Origin of the sequence: Streptomyces sp. NBC_00258, from assembly GCF_036182465.1 — a bacterium.
GTDB lineage: Bacteria > Actinomycetota > Actinomycetes > Streptomycetales > Streptomycetaceae > Streptomyces.
Window position 1 is genome coordinate 8009778 of sequence record NZ_CP108081.1, and the last position, 16782, is coordinate 8026559.

Annotated in this window: 27 protein-coding genes; 2 read left to right on the plus strand and 25 right to left on the minus strand. The window is 70.1% G+C overall.

Annotation, left to right across the window (positions count from 1 at the left end; translation table 11 throughout):
• Nucleotides 1–5: 5 nt before the first annotated feature.
• The 8 genes from OG718_RS35680 to OG718_RS35715 are packed head-to-tail and all read right to left on the minus strand — an operon-like array spanning nucleotide 6 to nucleotide 4282.
• Nucleotides 6–428 (minus strand): minor capsid protein, encoded by a 423-nt coding sequence (locus tag OG718_RS35680; protein ID WP_328846117.1) that lies wholly within the window; start codon nucleotides 426–428, stop codon nucleotides 6–8.
• Nucleotides 421–771: a minor capsid protein gene (locus OG718_RS35685; RefSeq protein WP_328846118.1), complete on the minus strand. Its 351-nt coding sequence runs from the start codon at nucleotides 769–771 to the stop codon at nucleotides 421–423. The genes OG718_RS35680 and OG718_RS35685 overlap by 8 nt, the downstream gene beginning before the upstream one ends.
• Nucleotides 768–1085 (minus strand): hypothetical protein, encoded by a 318-nt coding sequence (locus tag OG718_RS35690; protein ID WP_328846119.1) that lies wholly within the window; start codon nucleotides 1083–1085, stop codon nucleotides 768–770. The genes OG718_RS35685 and OG718_RS35690 overlap by 4 nt, the downstream gene beginning before the upstream one ends.
• The gene (locus OG718_RS35695; RefSeq protein ID WP_328846120.1) at nucleotides 1079–1501 is read right to left on the minus strand and encodes a hypothetical protein; all 423 of its coding nucleotides are present in this window, start codon (nucleotides 1499–1501) and stop codon (nucleotides 1079–1081) included. Before OG718_RS35695 ends, OG718_RS35690 begins: the two co-directional genes overlap by 7 nt.
• Before the next feature lie 11 nt (nucleotides 1502–1512).
• Nucleotides 1513–2016 carry a hypothetical protein gene (locus OG718_RS35700; RefSeq protein ID WP_328846121.1) on the minus strand — a complete coding sequence of 168 codons (504 nt, stop codon included), beginning with the start codon at nucleotides 2014–2016 and terminating at the stop codon, nucleotides 1513–1515.
• Nucleotides 2016–2315 (minus strand): hypothetical protein, encoded by a 300-nt coding sequence (locus tag OG718_RS35705; protein WP_328846122.1) that lies wholly within the window; start codon nucleotides 2313–2315, stop codon nucleotides 2016–2018. The genes OG718_RS35700 and OG718_RS35705 overlap by 1 nt, the downstream gene beginning before the upstream one ends.
• A 2-nt stretch (nucleotides 2316–2317) precedes the next feature.
• Nucleotides 2318–3517, minus strand: coding sequence for an SU10 major capsid protein (locus tag OG718_RS35710; protein ID WP_328846123.1), 1200 nt, complete (start codon nucleotides 3515–3517; stop codon nucleotides 2318–2320).
• 9 nt (nucleotides 3518–3526) lie between these two features.
• Nucleotides 3527–4282, minus strand: coding sequence for a hypothetical protein (locus tag OG718_RS35715; RefSeq protein ID WP_328846124.1), 756 nt, complete (start codon nucleotides 4280–4282; stop codon nucleotides 3527–3529).
• 112 nt (nucleotides 4283–4394) lie between these two features.
• Here OG718_RS35715 and OG718_RS35720 point away from each other — a divergent pair, with 112 nt between their 5' ends.
• Complete coding sequence (locus OG718_RS35720) at nucleotides 4395–4622, plus strand: hypothetical protein (RefSeq protein WP_328846125.1); 228 nt, start codon at nucleotides 4395–4397, stop codon at nucleotides 4620–4622.
• Between the two features lie 79 nt (nucleotides 4623–4701).
• On the opposite strand, the gene OG718_RS35725 is transcribed toward OG718_RS35720, so the two are convergent.
• From OG718_RS35725 to OG718_RS35780, 12 genes are all read right to left on the minus strand, one after another.
• A complete protein-coding gene (locus OG718_RS35725; protein ID WP_328846126.1) occupies nucleotides 4702–4857 on the minus strand; it encodes an Rmf/CrpP fold protein in 156 nt (51 codons plus the stop codon).
• Between the two features lie 15 nt (nucleotides 4858–4872).
• On the minus strand, nucleotides 4873–7089 hold the full coding sequence (locus tag OG718_RS35730; protein WP_328846127.1) for a phage minor capsid protein: 2217 nt from the start codon (nucleotides 7087–7089) through the stop codon (nucleotides 4873–4875).
• 12 nt (nucleotides 7090–7101) lie between these two features.
• Nucleotides 7102–8670: a capsid protein gene (locus OG718_RS35735; protein ID WP_328846128.1), complete on the minus strand. Its 1569-nt coding sequence runs from the start codon at nucleotides 8668–8670 to the stop codon at nucleotides 7102–7104.
• 11 nt (nucleotides 8671–8681) lie between these two features.
• Entirely contained in the window at nucleotides 8682–9959 is a 1278-nt protein-coding gene (locus tag OG718_RS35740; protein WP_328846129.1) for a PBSX family phage terminase large subunit, read from the minus strand.
• Complete coding sequence (locus OG718_RS35745; protein ID WP_328846131.1) at nucleotides 9946–10488, minus strand: helix-turn-helix domain-containing protein; 543 nt, start codon at nucleotides 10486–10488, stop codon at nucleotides 9946–9948. The genes OG718_RS35740 and OG718_RS35745 overlap by 14 nt, the downstream gene beginning before the upstream one ends.
• Nucleotides 10489–10557: 69 nt before the next feature.
• The gene (locus OG718_RS35750) at nucleotides 10558–10977 is read right to left on the minus strand and encodes a PASTA domain-containing protein (RefSeq protein WP_328846132.1); all 420 of its coding nucleotides are present in this window, start codon (nucleotides 10975–10977) and stop codon (nucleotides 10558–10560) included.
• A 308-nt stretch (nucleotides 10978–11285) separates the two neighbouring features.
• The gene (locus tag OG718_RS35755) at nucleotides 11286–11654 is read right to left on the minus strand and encodes a hypothetical protein (protein ID WP_328846133.1); all 369 of its coding nucleotides are present in this window, start codon (nucleotides 11652–11654) and stop codon (nucleotides 11286–11288) included.
• On the minus strand, nucleotides 11654–12160 hold the full coding sequence (locus OG718_RS35760; protein ID WP_328846134.1) for a hypothetical protein: 507 nt from the start codon (nucleotides 12158–12160) through the stop codon (nucleotides 11654–11656). The genes OG718_RS35755 and OG718_RS35760 overlap by 1 nt, the downstream gene beginning before the upstream one ends.
• 8 nt (nucleotides 12161–12168) lie before the next feature.
• Nucleotides 12169–12330, minus strand: a complete 162-nt coding sequence (locus tag OG718_RS35765) for a hypothetical protein (RefSeq protein ID WP_328846135.1) — start codon at nucleotides 12328–12330, stop codon at nucleotides 12169–12171.
• The gene (locus OG718_RS35770) at nucleotides 12327–13379 is read right to left on the minus strand and encodes a DUF2637 domain-containing protein (RefSeq protein WP_328846136.1); all 1053 of its coding nucleotides are present in this window, start codon (nucleotides 13377–13379) and stop codon (nucleotides 12327–12329) included. Before OG718_RS35770 ends, OG718_RS35765 begins: the two co-directional genes overlap by 4 nt.
• 72 nt (nucleotides 13380–13451) lie before the next feature.
• On the minus strand, nucleotides 13452–13646 hold the full coding sequence (locus OG718_RS35775; protein ID WP_328846137.1) for a hypothetical protein: 195 nt from the start codon (nucleotides 13644–13646) through the stop codon (nucleotides 13452–13454).
• Nucleotides 13646–13795, minus strand: coding sequence for a hypothetical protein (locus tag OG718_RS35780; protein WP_328846138.1), 150 nt, complete (start codon nucleotides 13793–13795; stop codon nucleotides 13646–13648). The genes OG718_RS35775 and OG718_RS35780 overlap by 1 nt, the downstream gene beginning before the upstream one ends.
• Nucleotides 13796–14023: 228 nt before the next feature.
• Between OG718_RS35780 and OG718_RS35785 the strand changes: the two genes are divergently transcribed.
• Nucleotides 14024–14323, plus strand: coding sequence for a hypothetical protein (locus OG718_RS35785; RefSeq protein WP_328846139.1), 300 nt, complete (start codon nucleotides 14024–14026; stop codon nucleotides 14321–14323).
• A gap of 51 nt (nucleotides 14324–14374) precedes the next feature.
• On the opposite strand, the gene OG718_RS35790 is transcribed toward OG718_RS35785, so the two are convergent.
• The 5 genes from OG718_RS35790 to OG718_RS35810 all read right to left on the minus strand — a co-directional run bounded on the left by OG718_RS35790 (nucleotide 14375) and on the right by OG718_RS35810 (nucleotide 16749).
• The gene (locus OG718_RS35790) at nucleotides 14375–15124 is read right to left on the minus strand and encodes a hypothetical protein (RefSeq protein ID WP_328846140.1); all 750 of its coding nucleotides are present in this window, start codon (nucleotides 15122–15124) and stop codon (nucleotides 14375–14377) included.
• A gap of 100 nt (nucleotides 15125–15224) precedes the next feature.
• A complete protein-coding gene (locus tag OG718_RS35795) occupies nucleotides 15225–15350 on the minus strand; it encodes a hypothetical protein (RefSeq protein ID WP_328846141.1) in 126 nt (41 codons plus the stop codon).
• A 3-nt stretch (nucleotides 15351–15353) separates the two neighbouring features.
• On the minus strand, nucleotides 15354–15995 hold the full coding sequence (locus OG718_RS35800; protein ID WP_328846142.1) for a hypothetical protein: 642 nt from the start codon (nucleotides 15993–15995) through the stop codon (nucleotides 15354–15356).
• 2 nt (nucleotides 15996–15997) lie between these two features.
• The gene (locus tag OG718_RS35805; RefSeq protein WP_328846143.1) at nucleotides 15998–16402 is read right to left on the minus strand and encodes a hypothetical protein; all 405 of its coding nucleotides are present in this window, start codon (nucleotides 16400–16402) and stop codon (nucleotides 15998–16000) included.
• Complete coding sequence (locus OG718_RS35810) at nucleotides 16399–16749, minus strand: hypothetical protein (RefSeq protein WP_328846144.1); 351 nt, start codon at nucleotides 16747–16749, stop codon at nucleotides 16399–16401. Before OG718_RS35810 ends, OG718_RS35805 begins: the two co-directional genes overlap by 4 nt.
• Between the last annotated feature and the right edge of the window lie 33 nt (nucleotides 16750–16782).

The window sequence follows — 16782 nt, forward strand, 5'->3', positions numbered from 1 at the left end:
TGAGGTCAGACGCGGTGCTTGGTAAGCGACCGCACCTCAAGCTGGTAGTTCGTCACGTGCTCGTGCCGGCCCTTGGCGTCGATGCCGAGGGAGACGGGGCCGCCCTGGAGGGCGAAGCACGAGATCAGCACGGTGCCGTCCGGCAGCTCGGTGTCGCAGAGGCCTTCGAGCTCGTTGTAGATGTCCTGGCAGCGCTGCCGCGAGACGCGCCGGTCGCGTGTCCCCCGGCATCGCACCTGGAGCCGGGGCTCGTCGTAGCCGAGCTTGGAGTCCGGCTCCAGGGCCTCGTACAGCGTCAGCGCGACCGCCTCGTCGGGGGCGTCGGGCATGGACTCCAGGAAGGTGTCTCCGCCGGTGCCCGCGGTCTCGTACGTGAGCAGGTTCTGTGCGGCGAGGTGACGGGCCAGGCCGTCGAGGAGGTCAGCCACGCAGCCACCTCCGCAGGCCCACCGCCATCAGCCGCAGGACGACGTCCCGTTCGCTGGCCATGGGCTTCTCCAGGTACTTCGCCGTCCGGCCGGGAAGATGCCGCCACGTCAGCTCTTCGTGTTGGCGGCGGGCGTACACGGTGTCGTATGACACCGATCCCTCCAGGCCGTCGACGTCGACCTTGCCGGACCGTTCGAGGGTGCCCTCCTCCAGCGGCACGATCTTCCGGGACTCGGCGAGAACGTGCTCCAGGCCGCGCCGCAGGCCCTCGCTCGCGAGGCGCCGGCCTCGGGAGGTCCACTGCTGTCGGCCGTCGAAGCGGAAGCGCGTGTACTGCGTCATACGAGCTGCACCTCCGAATTTTCGGGAGCCGGGAGCCCGCCAGCGTCGAGCGGGATCTGCTGGATGACGGTCGTCTTACGGCCGTCATCCAGCGTGACTTGGGACTCCGGCGGGGCGGAGACCGCATCGAGCCGACACCAAAACGTCGCGCCGGACAGAACCTGACGCCCGTCAGGCGCGCGCACGAGACGGGCCCTCTTCTCCAGCCAGCACGCCACCGCGACGGGAGCGCCGTAGACGGGGCCGTTCGCGCTGTCGCCCTCGTACGGCTCCACGGTCACCTCGTGCTGGAGAAGGAAGCCGGGTATCAGCACTGGACCACCAGCCCAAGGACGAAGATCTCCGGAGTGAGATCCGGGCTCCGGAGCACCTCCATCGCCGTCTCGGCGACCTCACGGCCGGACGAGGCGGAGCCCGACGAGGAGCCGGATGACGAGCCGCGCGACAGGGACAGAGAACCCAGCTTCACCGAGTCCCACCGCCCCGCCACGCCGAGCTCGTCGCCGGTCTCCGCCCACCACTGCACCTGCGCGCACACCGCGTCCGCGAAGGCCTGCCGCACCACCGCGTTCGAGGGGTAGCCGTCCTCGTCGACCTCGTACCAGCACAGGCGGAACACGTCGCTGTCGAGGAACCGCGAGGCGCGGCCGAGCCGGGCCTCGATGTCCGCCGGCGGGGTCTGTCCGGTGTAGCTCTGGTAGTCCGCCGACGTCGCGTAGTTCCGGGCCACCGGGCACCCCCCTACGCGCTCGTGCCGAGCAGGTACACGTCGTACGTGACGCTGGTTCCGGCACCCGAGTTGGCCACCGCGAGGAGGTCTCCGGTGCTCGGCGTCACGGTGACGCCCGCGCCCGGGGCCATCCAGAGGAACACCCCGCCCGGCAGGACCGGGACGCCGTCTCCGGCCGCCAGGAAGGCCGGCACTCCGCTCGTGCCTTCGCGACTCACGTTGACGTTGTTCGTGTTCGCCGCAGCCGCGATGACCAAGATGGCCTTGAGCTTGACGAACGTCAGCGTCGCGCCGAACGCGTCCGCCAGCGTGCCCGCGAGGTCGAGATTCTCGCTCGCGGAGGCAGCCAGCGTACGCCGGTCGGTGAACAGCCGGTCCGCCTGCTGCGCTGCCGTGCCTGAGCCGAGGCTGATCTCCTTGAGCAGCTCCACCGGGGCCCGCCCGGTCACCAGGTCCAACGGGTTTGTCTGGACCGTGCCCAGGGCCACGGACAGCTTCGTACCGACCAGAGGCATCAGGAACCGCCTCCGTCCGCGTACTTCGCGGCCAGCTCGTCACGCGTGGCCTTCTCCGCCTCCTCCTCGTCCATGCCTTCCTGGAGGGCGTAGGCCTTCCAGTCCGCCTTGGACGCCGACTTGGCCGGCCTTTCCAGCACGATGGACTCGGGTTCGCCCTGCTCGGACTCTTCGACGTGCCAGGCGCTCGCCGGATCGGCCGCCAGCGCCTCCAGCTCCTCGGCTCGGGCACTACCTTCGACCGGGCGCTCCCGCTCAGCGACGTGCGAACCGGCACCGCGTACGTACGTTGTCCGCATGGTCACACCTTCAGCCCGGTCAGGACCCCGTGGGCCTTTTCGACGCCGTACTTGAGGCCCACCTCGCCGTACAGCTGCGACTTGTCGCTCGCCCCCGTCTTGGCGAGCGGCTCCTCGAAGAACGTCCCCTTGCCGGGGATGTTGAGGAAGACCGGCATCAGCTGCTCCATGGACACCACCGAGATGACGTCCTGCGGCATGTGCCGGTCCATCATCACGGACAGGGTCCCGAAGTCCGTGATGATCGTGTCCACTGCGACACCGCCGACCGTGCGGCTGGTCTCCTGGAACTTGCCGTACGCCCCGGCGAATGCCGCCGTGACCGCCCGCCTCTGTGAGCTGTTCAGGAGCAGCGTCGCGGTCTCCTGCTCGCTGATGCCACCGTTGTCGTAGGCGAGCTGGAGGAGGTCGGAGACGTGGTCGGTGGTGAGCGCGGTCGCCCACGGCTTGGTGTAGGCGATGCCCGTCGCGGTGCCCAGGGTGAGCGCCGTGCCACCGAGGCTGGTGGCCACCTTGAAGGCGTTCGTGGTCTTGGAAACCACGTAGTAGGTACGACCCGCGATGATGCTCGTCGCGGCGCCGGTCGCCGTGAACACGATCTTGTCGCCGTCCACAAGGGCGGTCGCGGTCTCCGTGATGGTGTCCGTCGCCGAGGTCAGCCCGGTGACGCTGGTGCCCTTGGCGATCCGGTTGGTCGTGATGGCCTGGAGCAGCCCTCGCGTCTGCCGCGCGGTCGCATTGGTCGTCGGGTTGGCGTACGAGCCGTTGAGGAACGACCAGTTCACGTCCAGCGCCATCTGCTTCAGCGCCTGCGTGATCTGCCAGTCCAGCTCGTTGGTGACCGGGTTGTCGCCGCCGTTGTGGTTGAACGGAGCCGACTGAGGCGAAGCGACCTGGCCGATCGCGGCCTGCTTCGTGTAGGAGACGGAGACCTGCTCCTGGTGGATCTGCACGACGTTCTTCACGTTCCCGCGAGCCCGCTCCTCGGCGGTCGGCGCGTCGGCACCTTCCACCTTGGTGCGCTGCGCCGGGTCACGCAGGTCGTACTGCTCCCACTCGAACTCCGTCGCGGTCGTCATGCCGCCGCCTGTGAGTCCGCCGATGGCCGACAGCAGCGGGGTGTCCGCCGGGGTCAGGGCGAACAGCTCGCCCGTGTAGTTGGGGAGGTTGAAGGTCGTTCCCATCCCGGTGATGCCGGCCATGGTGACTCCTTACGTGGTCTGCGCGGCAGCCTTCTGCCGCTTGAGTCGGATGACACGGGGGAAGTCCCGCGCCTTCGTGGCCTCTTCGATCTGCTTGTCGAGCGAGGCGCTCTGGTCCCCGGAGCCGCCACCGCCGCCCATGTCGCCGCCGGAGCGGCCGGCCCCGGACGGAGCGAGCTTGGCGAACTTGGTGACGGCGGCCTTGATCGCCTTGTCGTCGACCTGGCCGTCCTCGCCGACGAACTTCTTGAGGTCGATGAACTCCGTGAACTCGGAGAGGTCGACGTGGGCGCGCGCGGCAGCTGCTTCGAGACGGGCCTGAGCGATCTGGGGGATGGCCTCGGAGAGGGCGGCCGTGCGGCCTGCCTTTTCCGCCTCTGTGACCGCCTTCTCCTGCTCGCTCATGTTCGCGGCCTTGAGCTTCTCCAGCTCGGTCGCGGCCGTGGCGTTGGCCTTGGCGCGCTTCTCCCACTCGCGCGAGTGCGCCTTCCAGTCCGTGACGTCGCCTTCGCCGGAGCCCGCGCCGCCCTGGCCGCCGGACGTGCCGGAACCCTGGCCGCCGTCGCCGGAGCCTTGACCGCCGTCGCCGCCCTGGCCTCCAGTGCCTGCTCCGCCGTCACCGCCGCTGCTCGCGCCGGATCCGGAGCCGCCTTCGCCCGCGCCGTTGCCACCCGCGATGGCGTAGATCGGCGAGCCGTTGCGGCGGGAGCCGAGCACCTCCATCGAGTGGTGTGTGGCGAGCGGGTGCTTGAAAGGGTGCTGCATGGGTGTTCTCCCTTTTCGGGATGTCCGGCGGTCGCCGTGCGGCGGGTGCCGGGAAAGGTGAGTGCCCTGCGCTGGCAGGGTGGAATGTGCCAATCCGCCGTACATTGGGGCTATGGCGGTTGAAGTGGTACTGGTCGGCACGAGCGGCCAGACATGGGAAGACGAGGGCGAAGTTAGGCCCTTCCCCGACGATGGATCCGAGCAGTACGCCTACTCGGTTAACCCCGGTGGTGCCCTTCTCGTCTGGAAGTTTGATCGGCAGGCGGCGCCGCCTGAGGTCGAAGTGGCGTATGCGCCCCACGCGTGGATCAAGGCGACTGGCCGTCACCGCAAGGAGTGACCCTGGGATAGGCGGCCGCCTGCGCCGGAGCATGAAAAAAGGCCCGCGCGCTGGCGGGCCTCGGTGAACCGGTCGATGGCTACTCGGGCAGCGGCCGGTTCTTCGCGTAGCCGCGGATCCAGGCCGAGCGGCGGAGGTCACCAGCCTCGTACGGGCAGGCAGTTGGACGGTCGCCTCGACGGCCGGCCTCGGCGCCCTCGCCGAGTGCCCTCACCAACTGCTCGCGCGGTCCCATCCGGTACCCCTCGGATCAGAGTCTGTTCTGCTGGTCACCTTGGTTCTTGCGGGCCTTGTCTGCGGCCTCGCTGCGCTGCCCGGTGGCCATCTCCGTGTACTCGACGAGCGTAGTGCGCGGATGATCTGCCCACCACCGTTTCAGCTCCTCCGAGGCGCGGCTGTAGGCAACATGTGACGGACCGGAGAACAAGGAGATCGGGTCCACTCCGGCGAGGTACGCCTCGCGAGTCAGGAGCACGCCGCGGAGCTCGTCTTCAGCGGTGAGGTATTGGCCGTAGACGTGCTCGCGGTACATCTCGCGTACCTGCTCGCGCGTGTACGCGCCGCGGCCTGCCTCGGCCTCCGCCTCGCGCTCAGCAATCCACCGTTCCGTCGAGGACATGCCCTCGTACGGGTCCGGCAGACCGTCGGCCAGGAACGCCCATTCGTCCGGCGAGCCCGCTGGTTCCAGGATCGCGTCCATCGCGGCCCGGTCGGCGAGCTGCCCCTCGATCGTGGTCGCGCCCGCAGCCGGGGGCAGCGGGGCCGGCGGGTGGCGCCGGTCCAGCTCCGCGGCGATCCGCTCGGCGTCCTCGGCGCTCGCGTAGCGCAGTGCCCACCCGAGGGTGTCCTCGTCGACGCCCTCGATGTTCGCGGCGAGGCGTCCGCCAGGGAGGACTGCGGCGAGCAGCTGGCGTCGGTCGGCCTCCGCGGCGATCGCCGCCAGGTCCTCGCCGCTCGCATGGCGGGCCCGCTGCCCGAGCTGCTCGTCCGACATCCCAGCCAGCTGCGAGTTCACGCTCGGAAGCCGGGTGTCGGCGTCCCTGCGGTCCATCTCCGCGGCCAGGCGCAGCACGTCGTCGGTGTTGAGGTGAGGCAGGAGACGGGCGAGCTCGTCGTCCGAGAAGCCGGTCAGGTCCTCGACCAGCCGCAGGGACGGGCGCGCCCGGGCGAGTAGCTGCTCCGTCTCGCGCCGGTCCACCTCGTCCTGGAACCGCTGGAGGTCCTCGCCGGTGAGCTGGCCGGAGCTCATCGCCGCGGTGATCTGCTCCTCGGTCATCTCCCGTAGCGCCCCGGGATCGGAGCGCAGGCGGGCCACCTCGACGTTCTCGGGGCGGGCCGCGGGCTGCGTGGCGGCTGTCTGGACTTGCTCGCGCGCAGGCTTGCGGCGCAGGTCCTCGTGTGCGGCCACGTGCTCGCGCATGGCGGCCTGCCAGGCGCGGACCTTGGCGCCTGCCGCGCGGCGGGTCTGCTCGTCCATCGCCACGTCCTGGCGGCGCTTCCACGCGCGGATGTGCCGCTCGATCTCGCGTTGGCGCTGCGTGTCCGCGTACGTCGTGCCTGGCGTCGCGTGATGCGGCGGCCTCGTGGTTACGCCCGGCAGGTACGCGGCCAAGCTGTGGCGGCAGTTGGGGTGGAACAGGCCTGCGGCACGGGCCTCCAGGAGGGATCCGGCGACGTGCACGACCACCGAGCGACCATCCTCGATCTCGTGCTCGGCCCGAATGGTGTGCGGGCCGGACGTGTTGCCGAGTGTGAGGACCTCGCCCTCCCAGGCCTCACACAGAGGGCAGTTGAGCGGGGCGTCGGAGACGATGACCAGGCCGATTTGGAGTTCGGCCAGAGCGTCGATGTGCCCTTCGATCGCGGCGCGTGCGGTCACGGAACGAACGGCCATCTCGGCGTAGGACGCCATGTCCCAGTTGCGGCCGGCCCGGTCGACGAAGCCGGTCACGCCGCGGCGGGCGAACTGGTTCAACGCCCGCTGACTGGCCTGGCGGCGGGTCATGGTGCCGAGTAGCGTCCCGCCGGACACGCGGGCCACGGTGGACCGGAAGACGTCCACGACGGAGCGCGTGATGCGCTGGTAGAGCGGGCGGGTGTCCTCGGCCATGGACGCGGCGAGCCGGTCGACCGCCGCGGCGTTGGGCAGCGCGCGGCGGGCGGCGAGCTCACGGCCGATGTCGAGCGCCCCGAGCTCGGCGACGGCGGACTGCCTGCCGCGGTTGTAGGCCTCGATCAGGGCCTCGGACACTGCGCCGGTGGTGTCCCGCTCCAGAGCAGTCGAGATGGTCTCGACGGCCCTGCGCAGGTCGCCTACGGAGGCGAGCTTGAGTTCCGCCCACAGCGGCGACTCGATGTCCGCCTCCAGGGCCGCGGCGAGGCGCTCCAGGAGTGCGCTCTCGGCGTCCTCGTACAGGCGCCGGACCTCGGTGGCGAGGTCCTCGGCCATAGCGGGAGACACCGGCATGACGGCCTCCCGCTACTCCTCGGTGCTGCCTCCGGCTTTCGGCGGGAAGCCGGGGCCGGGGCCCTCGGCACCCGTCAAGGCCGGGTCGGCGAGCGCCGATTCCGTCTTCATCTGCGCCACCTCGGCCTTCACCCGGTCCTTGTCCCAGTCCGGATGGGCCATGGTCACGAGCGTTTCCTTCGAGGCGGCCTCCGCACGGGCGATCAGCTCAACGGCGGTCGCAAGCTCGATCGGCCCTTCGGTGACGCCGTCCTGGAGCTCCACCTTCGGCGGGGTCAGGTCGAGCCCGCTCATCCGGAAGCGGAAGCCGGACAGCACGGCGAGGTAGGCCGCGGTGATGTCCGCGATGGCGGGCTGCCAGTACTTGCCCTTGCGGCCGGCCGTGGACAAGGAGCGCCGGTTACGGGCCTTCACCTCGGTCGCCGTGACGGCCTGCCCGTCGGACTCCCCGAAGGTGCCTGCGGAGTAGCCGGCCTGTCGCACGGCCTGCTCCATCAGGGCCTGGCAGGTGTCGCGGTGCTCCTGGACGCGGATCTCGAACTGGACGATCGTGAGCGGATTCGGGTCGCCGGGGCGCGGGAGCATGTCGAGGCCCGTGTAGATCCGGCGCTCCTCGTTCCAGGAGGCGCCCTTCCCGGGGCCCATGGACTGGAGCATCGAGCTGGGGACGACGACGCGGCCCTTGCCGTTGACGATGTCGCGCATCCACGAGCTATAAGTCTCGTCGAGGGCGTCCATCAGGCCTTCGATGCCCTGGAAGTCGGACTGTCCCCAGTACGCGGCGGTGGGGATGTGCCTCCAGGCGCGCGCGGGGCGCACGTTGGGCACGTAGGAGGCGGTGAGGTTCTTCGGGGCGCCGGTGTCGAGGCCCCCTTCCGCGTCCACCATCGCGGCGAGCGGCGCTGTGACGGGGTGGTCGGCGAGCGGGCGGGCCATGCCGAGCGATCCGCCCGAGCCCTCGTAGAGGCCGTGGTAGATCCGGCCCTTCTCGTGCCTCTCCAGGTGCCGGAACACGCGCCGGTCATCCTGCGACTCGGTCTCCAGGACGGTCCAGAACGTCACCGCGCGCAGGCGACCATAAGCGAACTCCGGGACGGCCCGATCTGCCGCTACGGCGTCGATCCATGGCCGATCGGACACGTCCTCGTCCCACACCACGCGCAGGTACGCCCCGCCCAGGCCAGAGCAGACCTCCCCGCCTTCGAGGAGCGTCGGCTGGAGGCCGCCCTCCAGCAGAGCGTCGAGGACGTCCTGCGTTGCGTCGCTCGCGCCCTCGGCGGCCTGGATCGTGGGCGGCTCCGAGAACAGCAGCTCGGCGGAGGTGCGTGCGATGTCTCCTGCGAGCGGGACGTGGAGCTTCTCCCGCTTCTGGCCGTCCTCGGTGGGGTTTCCCCAGAACCAGCGGGCGAGGCGGCCGACGACTCCGCCGCGGTGCTGCGCCGGCCGGTCGACGGCCTCGCGGAAGCCGCGGCCGGTGTACCGCAGTTCGAGCCGGTCGGGCTCAGACGAGTACCAGGCGTCCCAGTCGGCGAGCGAGGCCTGCACACGCTCGTCGGTGGGCGGCCAGACGGTGTCTGCCATGGGCAGGGGCATTACGCGGCCACCTCCAGGAGCATCGGAATGTGCGGCCGCCACAGGGCCTCGGTCGTACGCAGGCCGTACCGGAGCGCGTCCACGCTGTGGTCGTCCTGCTTGATCGGGACGTCCTCGCCCTTCTCGGCCTCCTCGTCGTCCCAGCTGTAGCCCGGGATCTCCTCGATCAGCCCGGTCGCTGACTCGTGGATGAGGAGCACTCCGCCCGCGATCAGCGACCCGGTGGTGCGGATGCCGTCGAGGACGCTGTTGTCCGCTGGGGTGACGCCGTGGACGCCATCGCGGTGCAGCTGCTCGATGTACGAGGCTGCGGACGGGTCGACGACGGTCCACTCCGGCTGCACGCCGAGGACGTTGGTCTGCGGGTGCGGCACCCCGGCAAGCCACCGCTTGCGGGCCTGGCTGTACTCGGAGTCGGTCTTCTTCCTGCGCTCCACGCGCGAGTCCCACCGGTACTCCGAGGCGACGTACAGCCGGTTGTCGATGCCCAGGCCGATGAGGAGGTCGGCGTACGGGTTGGTCGTGCCGTAGTCGATCGCGTCGCACAGCCAACGGGCCATGAGCGGGAGCGTCTTGACGACGTGCCGCTCCTCGTCGAAGGCGTCATAGATCGCGCCTTCGGCCTGGACCCAGTGCCCGAGGATGTTCCGCCGGTAGAACAGACCGGTGTACGTGCTCTTGAGGAACGCGACGTACTGCGGGTCGAGGTACGGGTTGTCGTCGAGGGTGAAGTGCCAGGACCGCAGCCCCGTCTCGACCGGGCGCTTCAGGTACTCGCGACGGAACCAGTGCGCCGGGTTGTCCGGGTTGGTCGTGGTGAAGAGCTTGGCGCCCTTCACGGAGCAGCGGGCGAGGAGCTGATCGAAGAACAGCTTGGGCAGCGTCGTCGCCTCATCGACGTACGCGCCGGCGCAGGTCATGCCCCTGACTTTGGGCTCGGCCTTCGCATCGTTGGCGCCGAGGACATGCACGACCCGGCCCATGATGATCGCGATCGGTGCGCCCGGGTTGTACTTGATCTGCTTCGACAGCTTCCCGAAGATCTCCGGGTTGGTGAGCGGCTGGATCACGTTCCGGTACAGCGAGTCGCGGGTGCGGCCCACCATGACCAACTCGCCGCCGCGCGGCGCGTTCCTGACGAAGGCCAGCCAGCAGATCAGCGAGGCGATCGTCTTTCCTGACCGCACCGAGCCTTCCCACGCGTTGATGCGCGAGTCGGCCTCGACGATGGAGATGATCTGCTTTCGGGACAGGGGCAGTGCGTCAAGGAGACTCACCCTCCGCCTCCTCGTTGCCTGCCTCCTCGCTCTTGGCCTGGTCGTACGCGGCCTTCAGCCCGACCATGAGCTGGCCGAGGACCGACTGAGCGTCCTCGACGCCGGTGTCGTCGGCCGGCGGGACGAGCTTGAGGGACTTCTCCAGGGCGATCCCGGCCGCGGCCATGAGGTTCTTCTTGTCGCCGGAGGGCGGCTCAGAGACGTGCTTGTCGCGGTAGGTGTTGTCCTTGCCGCCGAAGTTGAAGATCGTCGCGGGCTCCCACATCTGCTGCGTCAGCTTCAGCGCGTCGAGGTGGAGGTCGACGGCCGTGTCGGCGCGGAGCGCGGCGAGCTGGGCTACGCGGTGCCGGGTGGCGTCCTCGGTCATTGACGCGTCGAAGACGAGGCCTTCCTCGGCGCAGATGACGGAGACGGTGCGTTGTGCGCGGCCGGTGAGGCGGGCGATCTCGTTGCGGCCCTTGCCCTCGCCGTGCAGGAGGATGATCTCGTCTCGGTCCTCGGGGGTGACCGGGCGGTGCTGGTTCGACACGGGCCACCTCCGGACGTGCGAAGGCCCGGCCACGCACGGGCGCGGGCCGGGCCAGTTCAGCGGGGTGTGTCAGCAGGTCTCGGTGTCCTTGACGGCGTACAGGACCACCGGTGTGTCTGTGGGGTGCGTGCCGGCGGCGGGCTCTTGCTTGCAGACCGTCCAGTTGCGGTCCAGGACCTGCAAGCGGTTCTGGCCGCTGGCGTCCTGGTCGTCGAGGGCGTAGAACCCGGCGGCCTGCGCTTCGTCTTGGGCGGCCTGGAGGTCCTTGCCGACGACGTTGGGCAGGCTCGCGGTCTCGGGCTTCTTCTCGGCGGCCGGGGCGTCTTCCGTGGCCGTGTCGCTGTCCTTCTTGGTGTCGCTGGTCTGGCTCGTCGCAGGCGCCTTGGGCGCGGGGTCGGAGTCGGTGCTGGTGCCGGTGTCCTCGGCAGCGCAGCCGGTGAGCGCGAGCATGACGATGGCGGCGAGAGTGGTGATGGTGCGGGTGCGCATGGTCCCCCCTGGGATGGTGTTGCTGAGGGAGGCATCATGCGCCGTGTGTGCGGTGCGTGACGGCGCAGTGACGGTTCTGTGACCCGAATGGGTGTCGAACATGACGAAGGCCCACACGGTGGTGGGCCTGTTGTGTCCGGGCACGCGGGACGTGGGGCCAGGATGCGTCATGATCGCGCGGAACGCAACTACGCGTGTGCGCGCGGGAGGTCACTCGCAGGGGAAGTGGGAGGCCGGGTAGTAGCCCGCGCAGTTGATGCAGTAGGACGTGGTCGAGTCGAGGCCGAGGGCGGCGAGCAGGCGACGGATCATGCTTCGTTCACCTCCCCAGCGATGTGGAGGTGGGTGTGGTTGGGTCGGTCGGGCAGGGAGAAGCTGTAGATCAACATCCCCTTCTGGCTTTCAGAAGGGGTCACGCTGACAAGCTCATGACCTGCGCATTCGCTGCACGAGGGGTGCCCCTCCTCCGGTGGGGGAGTGGCGGACGAATCGGACACGCGGCGGGCGGCGCGCCACAGCAGCGTGGCCCCGACCGCCCACACCGCGAGCACTCCCGCGGTGGACGAGACGACGAACACCACGGCGGTCACGCCGCCCGCCAGGACGACCAGGACGCACGCCCCGGCCGCCCTCGACGGCTCCTCCGGCTCCTCGACGGGCTCCTTCCTCGCGGCCATCAGAGGGACCCGTACACGAGGTTGCCGAGCCAGTTCGCAGCCTGCGCCAGAGGCACCGCAGCGAACCCGGCCACCCCGGCCGAGGTGCCGAGGCAGATCCCGCACCACGTGCCGAACATCAGATCGCGGCCGTACTTCGACTTCTTCACCAAGGCCGCCATGACGGCGGTGAGGATGAGGAGGACGCCGCCGCCGGTTTGCGTGAGCGGCAGGTAGCCGGTGCCGGTCGCGGACTGCCCGGACGTCCCTCCTACGCCCCACACGAGGGCTGCGTCCCCCAGCCAGTTGGAGATCCAGAGCGCGGTATCGGCGGTCCAGCCGATCAGGCCGCCGACGCCGAGGATGGCGAGGCAGCCGTACACCCAGCCGAGGAGGAATGGCAGGAGCTGCGCCAGGTAGGGCAGGGGCTTCTTCTTCAGGGCCTTCAAGCCGGGGTACCAGGTGGCGAGTTGGTAGCCGAGGATGCAGAGTCCGACGGTCACGCCGCCGTACGTGACGTAGTTCAAGGTGCGTCCTATCGGAATGCGGCCACGACGCAGGCCGTGGCGAGGGCGAGGAGAGCGACGGTGCACGCGGCCGGCGCGAGGTACATGCCGGGCGCGCGGCGGGGTGCGATGACGCGGAGGCCGACAGCGCCGAGGAGCGCGGCCAGCGGGAAGACGATTTCGGGGATCACAGGTACGGCCCTGCCTTCCTGCGTTCGCGGCGAACAGCGGCGGCGACGCTGGCCTTGTTCGCGTCGGGGATGTTCGCGAGCACGCCGAGCACGGCGGCCGAGTTCTCGGTGTGGAGCCGGATCTGTTCGCGTACGACGTCGGCCATGACCGGCTGCTCGCGATCAGTGTTCGCGCTGGTGGAGGCCTTGTTCGCGATCTGTTCGCGGACCTTGTTCGGGGGGCTCGGCTCGGTGTTCGCGACGGCGTTCGGTTGTTCGCGATCATCGGTCTCGGGCTCGCGAACAACGTCGATCGCCTGATCGGCGGCGGCTTGGAACGTGCTCGTCTCGATCGCGGGCTGGGCCGTGTTCGCGGCGACTGCGACCGGGAGCCGCTCGATGTTCGGGGCAGTGATCGGCTCGCCGAGCGCGCGCCCGTAGCGGGTGAGGCGCAGGGCCATGACGTCGTCGAAGGGTGCCGTCCAGCGCCAGCGCCAGCCGTGCTCGGCGCGCAGTCGGGCCCGCGCGACGAGGCGCTGCCGCTCAAGGGCGATCACCTGCTCGTAGGAGCGCAGCTCCCACAGCTTCATGCGGCGCCACAGCAGGAACGTCGACCACGGGGCGAGGAGCCAGCGGGACAGTCGGACGCTGTCCATGTGCTTGTCGGCGGTGATGTCCGCGATCCGGCCGATCGCGTGTCGGGCGGCCTCGGTGACGACGACGAACAGGATCGGGATGACCGCGTGCATGCCCACGCCGAGCGGGTCGGGCCAGGCGGATGCGCCGTTGAACGCGATCGTGGCCGTGGTGAGGAGCCACGCGGTGTGGCGGAGCAGCGGGAAGGGGATCCGGATCCAGGTGAGGAGCAGGTCCAAGGCCAAGAGGACCAAGATCCCGGCGTCGATGCCGATCGGGAAGATCATGGCGAAGTCGCCGAAGCCCTTGTCGAGGGCAAGTTCGCGTACTGCGGCGTACGAGCCGAGGAAGCCGATCGCCGCGATCACGACGGCGCCGCTGGCGACGGTGATGACGAGCCGCCGCTGGATGGCCGTGAAGTGGGGCGTGGTCACGTGCTCCTCCGAGAGCGTAGGACCGCCCTCCCGCGGGGGGATTGTCGCGGGAGGGCGGCCGATCGGGGTGGGTCAGGAGAGCGCCAAGCCGATGGCCGTGGCGATCGCGAGGACACAGACGAGGAAGAGTGCGCCGCATCCCACCTGTGGCTCGTGGTCGTAGGAGGCGCGCTCCTGGAGTTCACGTTGGCTGCGTCCGCGCTGGGGGTCTTTGCCACTGATCTCGCCCGGGCGGTGCCAGGTGCCGGAGCTGAAGGTGTCGCCCATCAGCGTCGGCTCCCGGGTGCGGAGGCCTGATCGGCGGCGGCTTCGCGGGTGTGGGCGAGTTGGTCGCGTGCGTGTCCGGCGGCGGTGTCCTGCTCGTCGGGGGTGCGCAGGTCTTGGGCGCAGGCGTCGACGGTGGCGGGTTCGCTCATGATTCTGTTCGGCTGCTTCGCCGGGCTGGGCTGCTCAGGGGGCTGATCGGTACGGTTGGCCATCAGGGCCTGCCTTTTCGTGAAGGTTGAGGTGGGCCTGGCCCCGTCCCGGAGCGCCAACTCAGCGGGACGGGGCCGTTGTGCATTAGCAGCCGGGCTGCTTCCTTGAATGTATGGGACCCCCTACACTCATGGCAAGCGGCCCGCCCAACCGAGATGAGGCCGGGTGTGACCGAGGAGGCTCAGCGGGTGATCAACGCCATGGACGAGGTGGAGGCGATCCCTGACCCGGAGGAGCGCGCGAGGGCGATCAGCGAGGTGCTCGCCGACCAGGCAGCGCGGGCGAAGAAGTGGCGGGACGACCGTCGGAAGTTCGTCCTGGAGCAGCGCGCGATGAAGCCGAAGGCTGTGCCGTATCGGAAGATCGCGGCGATGCTCGGGGTCTCCCTGCGCACGGTGCAGGACATCGAGGCGGGCTACTCGGGGTCGGGGAAGGATCGGCCGCGGGCGACGCAGGCCGAGGAGTAGCAGGGCATACGCGAGCCCCCGCCGGAGGAGTCGGCGGGGGCTTCGTCGTGCTCAGGCGACAGCGGCCCGCTCGGACCAGACGTGCCCGCACGACGTGCACCGCGCGACCGGAGAAGCGCCGGCCCCACCATGCAGGTTCAGCAGCCCCCCACACTCCGGGCACGGGAGCGCGAGAGCAGCCGTCCTCTCTCCGACATCGAGAGCCCGCTCAACACGATCGGCCGCCCCTCGGGCCACGGTGGCAATGTGCTGCGCCTCGGCCTCCGGGAGCGGACGGAACGGGCCAGGCGCTCCCTGCACTCGGCCGAGCAACCACAGCGCGGTGTACGGCGCGTCCGGCCGGATCCCGGTCCACCTCCAACGGCGCCCGTCCGCAGCATCATCCTGCGCGACCTGGACGCGGCGGGCGTGGTCCTCCCAGGCGAGGCGCTCGGCCCGATTGTGGGCGTACGAAGCGCGGCGGGGCGCCGGGGGCTTGATCGGATCGCGCTGCACAACCTCGGCGACGGCGTCAGCGCAGTGCAGGAGGGCGGCCCGGACGACGCGCATCGTCTCGTACACAGGGAGCCGGATCGGGATGGGGCGCTCGCCGATCTGGCTCGGGTCCCGCTCGAGGATGCGCAGTGCGAGTGCCTCGTGTTGCTCGCGCGCCAGCTGCTCGGTGTCGGCCTGGTCGAGGGCGCGGAGGTAGTCGCTCATGCGGCCGGCGGGGGGCCAGGTTGGGGCGCTGGTTCCGCCGAGGGCGTCGGCGAGGTCGGGCCAGTGGAGGATGACGGTGGAGAGGTGCGCGGTGGTGGTCATCGTGGGTGCTCCTGTGGTGCGCGGGGGCGGTACGGTGATCAGCACCTGAGGGGCGTGCGCTGGTCTGGGGAGACGTGTGGCGCGCGCCCCTTCGTCGTGCTCAGGGGTGGTCGCTGCGGCTGAGGTAGACGCAGATCAGCGCGCCGAAGCAGGCGCCGATCACGAAGTAGATGGGCAGGAAGACGGCTTCGACCTTGGCGTCCATGACGAGGCGAACTACGCGCACGGGTCAGTCCCTGCTGTCGGGCGGGCAGTTGGGGCAGCGCTCGCCGTACGTGCAGGTGCACAGCGGAACGCCCTCGTCGTCGCTGAGCATGTTGATGGGACCCGCAGGGGTGAGGGCGTCGCGCATCTCGCCCCAGGGCATGGTGCGGATGCGCTGGTACTTCTCGTCCGTGGTGTGGCCGTCCCACGCTGCTCGCGGGTCTGCGAAGTCGACGTGCTCGACGTGCTTGAACAGCTCGGCGTCGCGCGGGGAGATGTGCCATGAGAGCTGGCGGCCCGCGACGTTGAGGAAGAGCAGGTGCCAGCCGTCCTCGTCGTCGATGTCCATCGCGGGGGCGAGGACTGCGTGTTCGGCGTAGAGGGTGGCGAGCCAGGCGAGGAGGTGGGCGCGTTCGCGGTATGCCCCGTCCCGCTCCTGCTCGGCGCGCAGCAGTGCCGTGCGGACGTCGGCCACGTCCTCGACGACACCGCGGACAGGGCCCTCGCCGGTCCGGCCGGTGGCGGCGGCGTGCATCTCCGCGATCGTCTTGCAGGCGCCGAGGTGGTCCTGCTTGAAGCGCTCGGCCTCGGCGGCGAGTTCGTTGATCTGGCCTTGCTGGTCAAGGAGCTTCTGGGCTACGCGGGTGTGGTCGAGGTACTCGGCCATGGTCAGGACTCCTTGGGCTGGTCGAGGGCTGCGCGGAGGGCGTTGCGGACGTCGTCGGGGCAGAGGTGATCGTGGTCGTCCGCACCGTGCGGGGCGGCGAGCCAGCGCTCGTCAAGGGCCCGGCGGACTCGCGCGATCGCGGCGGTGGCTTCCGCGCACAGCGCCTCGGCGTCGTCGAGCAGGGGGCGACGGGGCGCGGCGATCCACACCTCGGCCTGCCCGCTGTCGACAGCGGCCTGCCACGTGCGCTCGGCCGCGTGCTGCATCTCTGGGGTGACGTGGACGGTGGGCGCGTCGGGCGTCAGGGCGAAGTCGCTGCGCTTGGCGTCGGCGACGCGCTTGACCTGGGCTGTCAGCTTGTTGAGGGCTGCGACGATGGCCCGTCCGTCCGGGGTGTGCTGGCTCATGCGGTGCTGTCCTTCCGGGTGCAGTGCTCGGGGTCGTGGTCGGCGCCAGCGGTGGCGGCCCATGCGTCGCAGCACCAGCTCGTGGCGAACACGGCCTTGACGCCGTCCTCGACGGGTGTGGTGGCGCGGGGCTTGGTGGCGGCGTCCAGCTGCGCGTGCGCGTGCCGCAGCTCGTCGCGCAGGTACGAGTGGTGGACGATCGCGGTGCCGAAGGCGACGGCGGCCGCGGTGAAGAAGATCGCGTAGTGGAGAGCCTCGCGCTGGTAGCTGACGATGGCGCAGTGGATGAGGCCGCAGGCGATGAGGGCGTAGAGGCAGGCGAGGGCGTGTGTGAAGCGGCGCGTCATGGCTTCCTCCAGGGCGTGCGGAGCCAGTGGGCG

What these genes read in the sequence shown, in the direction of transcription:
- OG718_RS35685 (WP_328846118.1), bottom strand. Translation starts at nt 771, where the DNA reads ATGACGCAGTACACGCGCTTCCGCTTCGACGGCCGACAGCAGTGGACC.
- OG718_RS35700 (WP_328846121.1), bottom strand. Translation starts at nt 2,016, where the DNA reads ATGCCTCTGGTCGGTACGAAGCTGTCCGTGGCCCTGGGCACGGTCCAG.
- OG718_RS35705 (WP_328846122.1), bottom strand. Translation starts at nt 2,315, where the DNA reads ATGCGGACAACGTACGTACGCGGTGCCGGTTCGCACGTCGCTGAGCGG.
- OG718_RS35710 (WP_328846123.1), bottom strand. Translation starts at nt 3,517, where the DNA reads ATGGCCGGCATCACCGGGATGGGAACGACCTTCAACCTCCCCAACTAC.
- OG718_RS35715 (WP_328846124.1), bottom strand. Translation starts at nt 4,282, where the DNA reads ATGCAGCACCCTTTCAAGCACCCGCTCGCCACACACCACTCGATGGAG.
- OG718_RS35720 (WP_328846125.1), top strand. Translation starts at nt 4,395, where the DNA reads ATGGCGGTTGAAGTGGTACTGGTCGGCACGAGCGGCCAGACATGGGAA.
- OG718_RS35725 (WP_328846126.1), bottom strand. Translation starts at nt 4,857, where the DNA reads ATGGGACCGCGCGAGCAGTTGGTGAGGGCACTCGGCGAGGGCGCCGAG.
- OG718_RS35730 (WP_328846127.1), bottom strand. Translation starts at nt 7,089, where the DNA reads ATGCCGGTGTCTCCCGCTATGGCCGAGGACCTCGCCACCGAGGTCCGG.
- OG718_RS35735 (WP_328846128.1), bottom strand. Translation starts at nt 8,670, where the DNA reads ATGGCAGACACCGTCTGGCCGCCCACCGACGAGCGTGTGCAGGCCTCG.
- OG718_RS35750 (WP_328846132.1), bottom strand. Translation starts at nt 10,977, where the DNA reads ATGCGCACCCGCACCATCACCACTCTCGCCGCCATCGTCATGCTCGCG.
- OG718_RS35755 (WP_328846133.1), bottom strand. Translation starts at nt 11,654, where the DNA reads ATGGCCGCGAGGAAGGAGCCCGTCGAGGAGCCGGAGGAGCCGTCGAGG.
- OG718_RS35775 (WP_328846137.1), bottom strand. Translation starts at nt 13,646, where the DNA reads ATGGGCGACACCTTCAGCTCCGGCACCTGGCACCGCCCGGGCGAGATC.
- OG718_RS35780 (WP_328846138.1), bottom strand. Translation starts at nt 13,795, where the DNA reads ATGAGCGAACCCGCCACCGTCGACGCCTGCGCCCAAGACCTGCGCACC.
- OG718_RS35790 (WP_328846140.1), bottom strand. Translation starts at nt 15,124, where the DNA reads ATGACCACCACCGCGCACCTCTCCACCGTCATCCTCCACTGGCCCGAC.
- OG718_RS35800 (WP_328846142.1), bottom strand. Translation starts at nt 15,995, where the DNA reads ATGGCCGAGTACCTCGACCACACCCGCGTAGCCCAGAAGCTCCTTGAC.
- OG718_RS35805 (WP_328846143.1), bottom strand. Translation starts at nt 16,402, where the DNA reads ATGAGCCAGCACACCCCGGACGGACGGGCCATCGTCGCAGCCCTCAAC.
- OG718_RS35810 (WP_328846144.1), bottom strand. Translation starts at nt 16,749, where the DNA reads ATGACGCGCCGCTTCACACACGCCCTCGCCTGCCTCTACGCCCTCATC.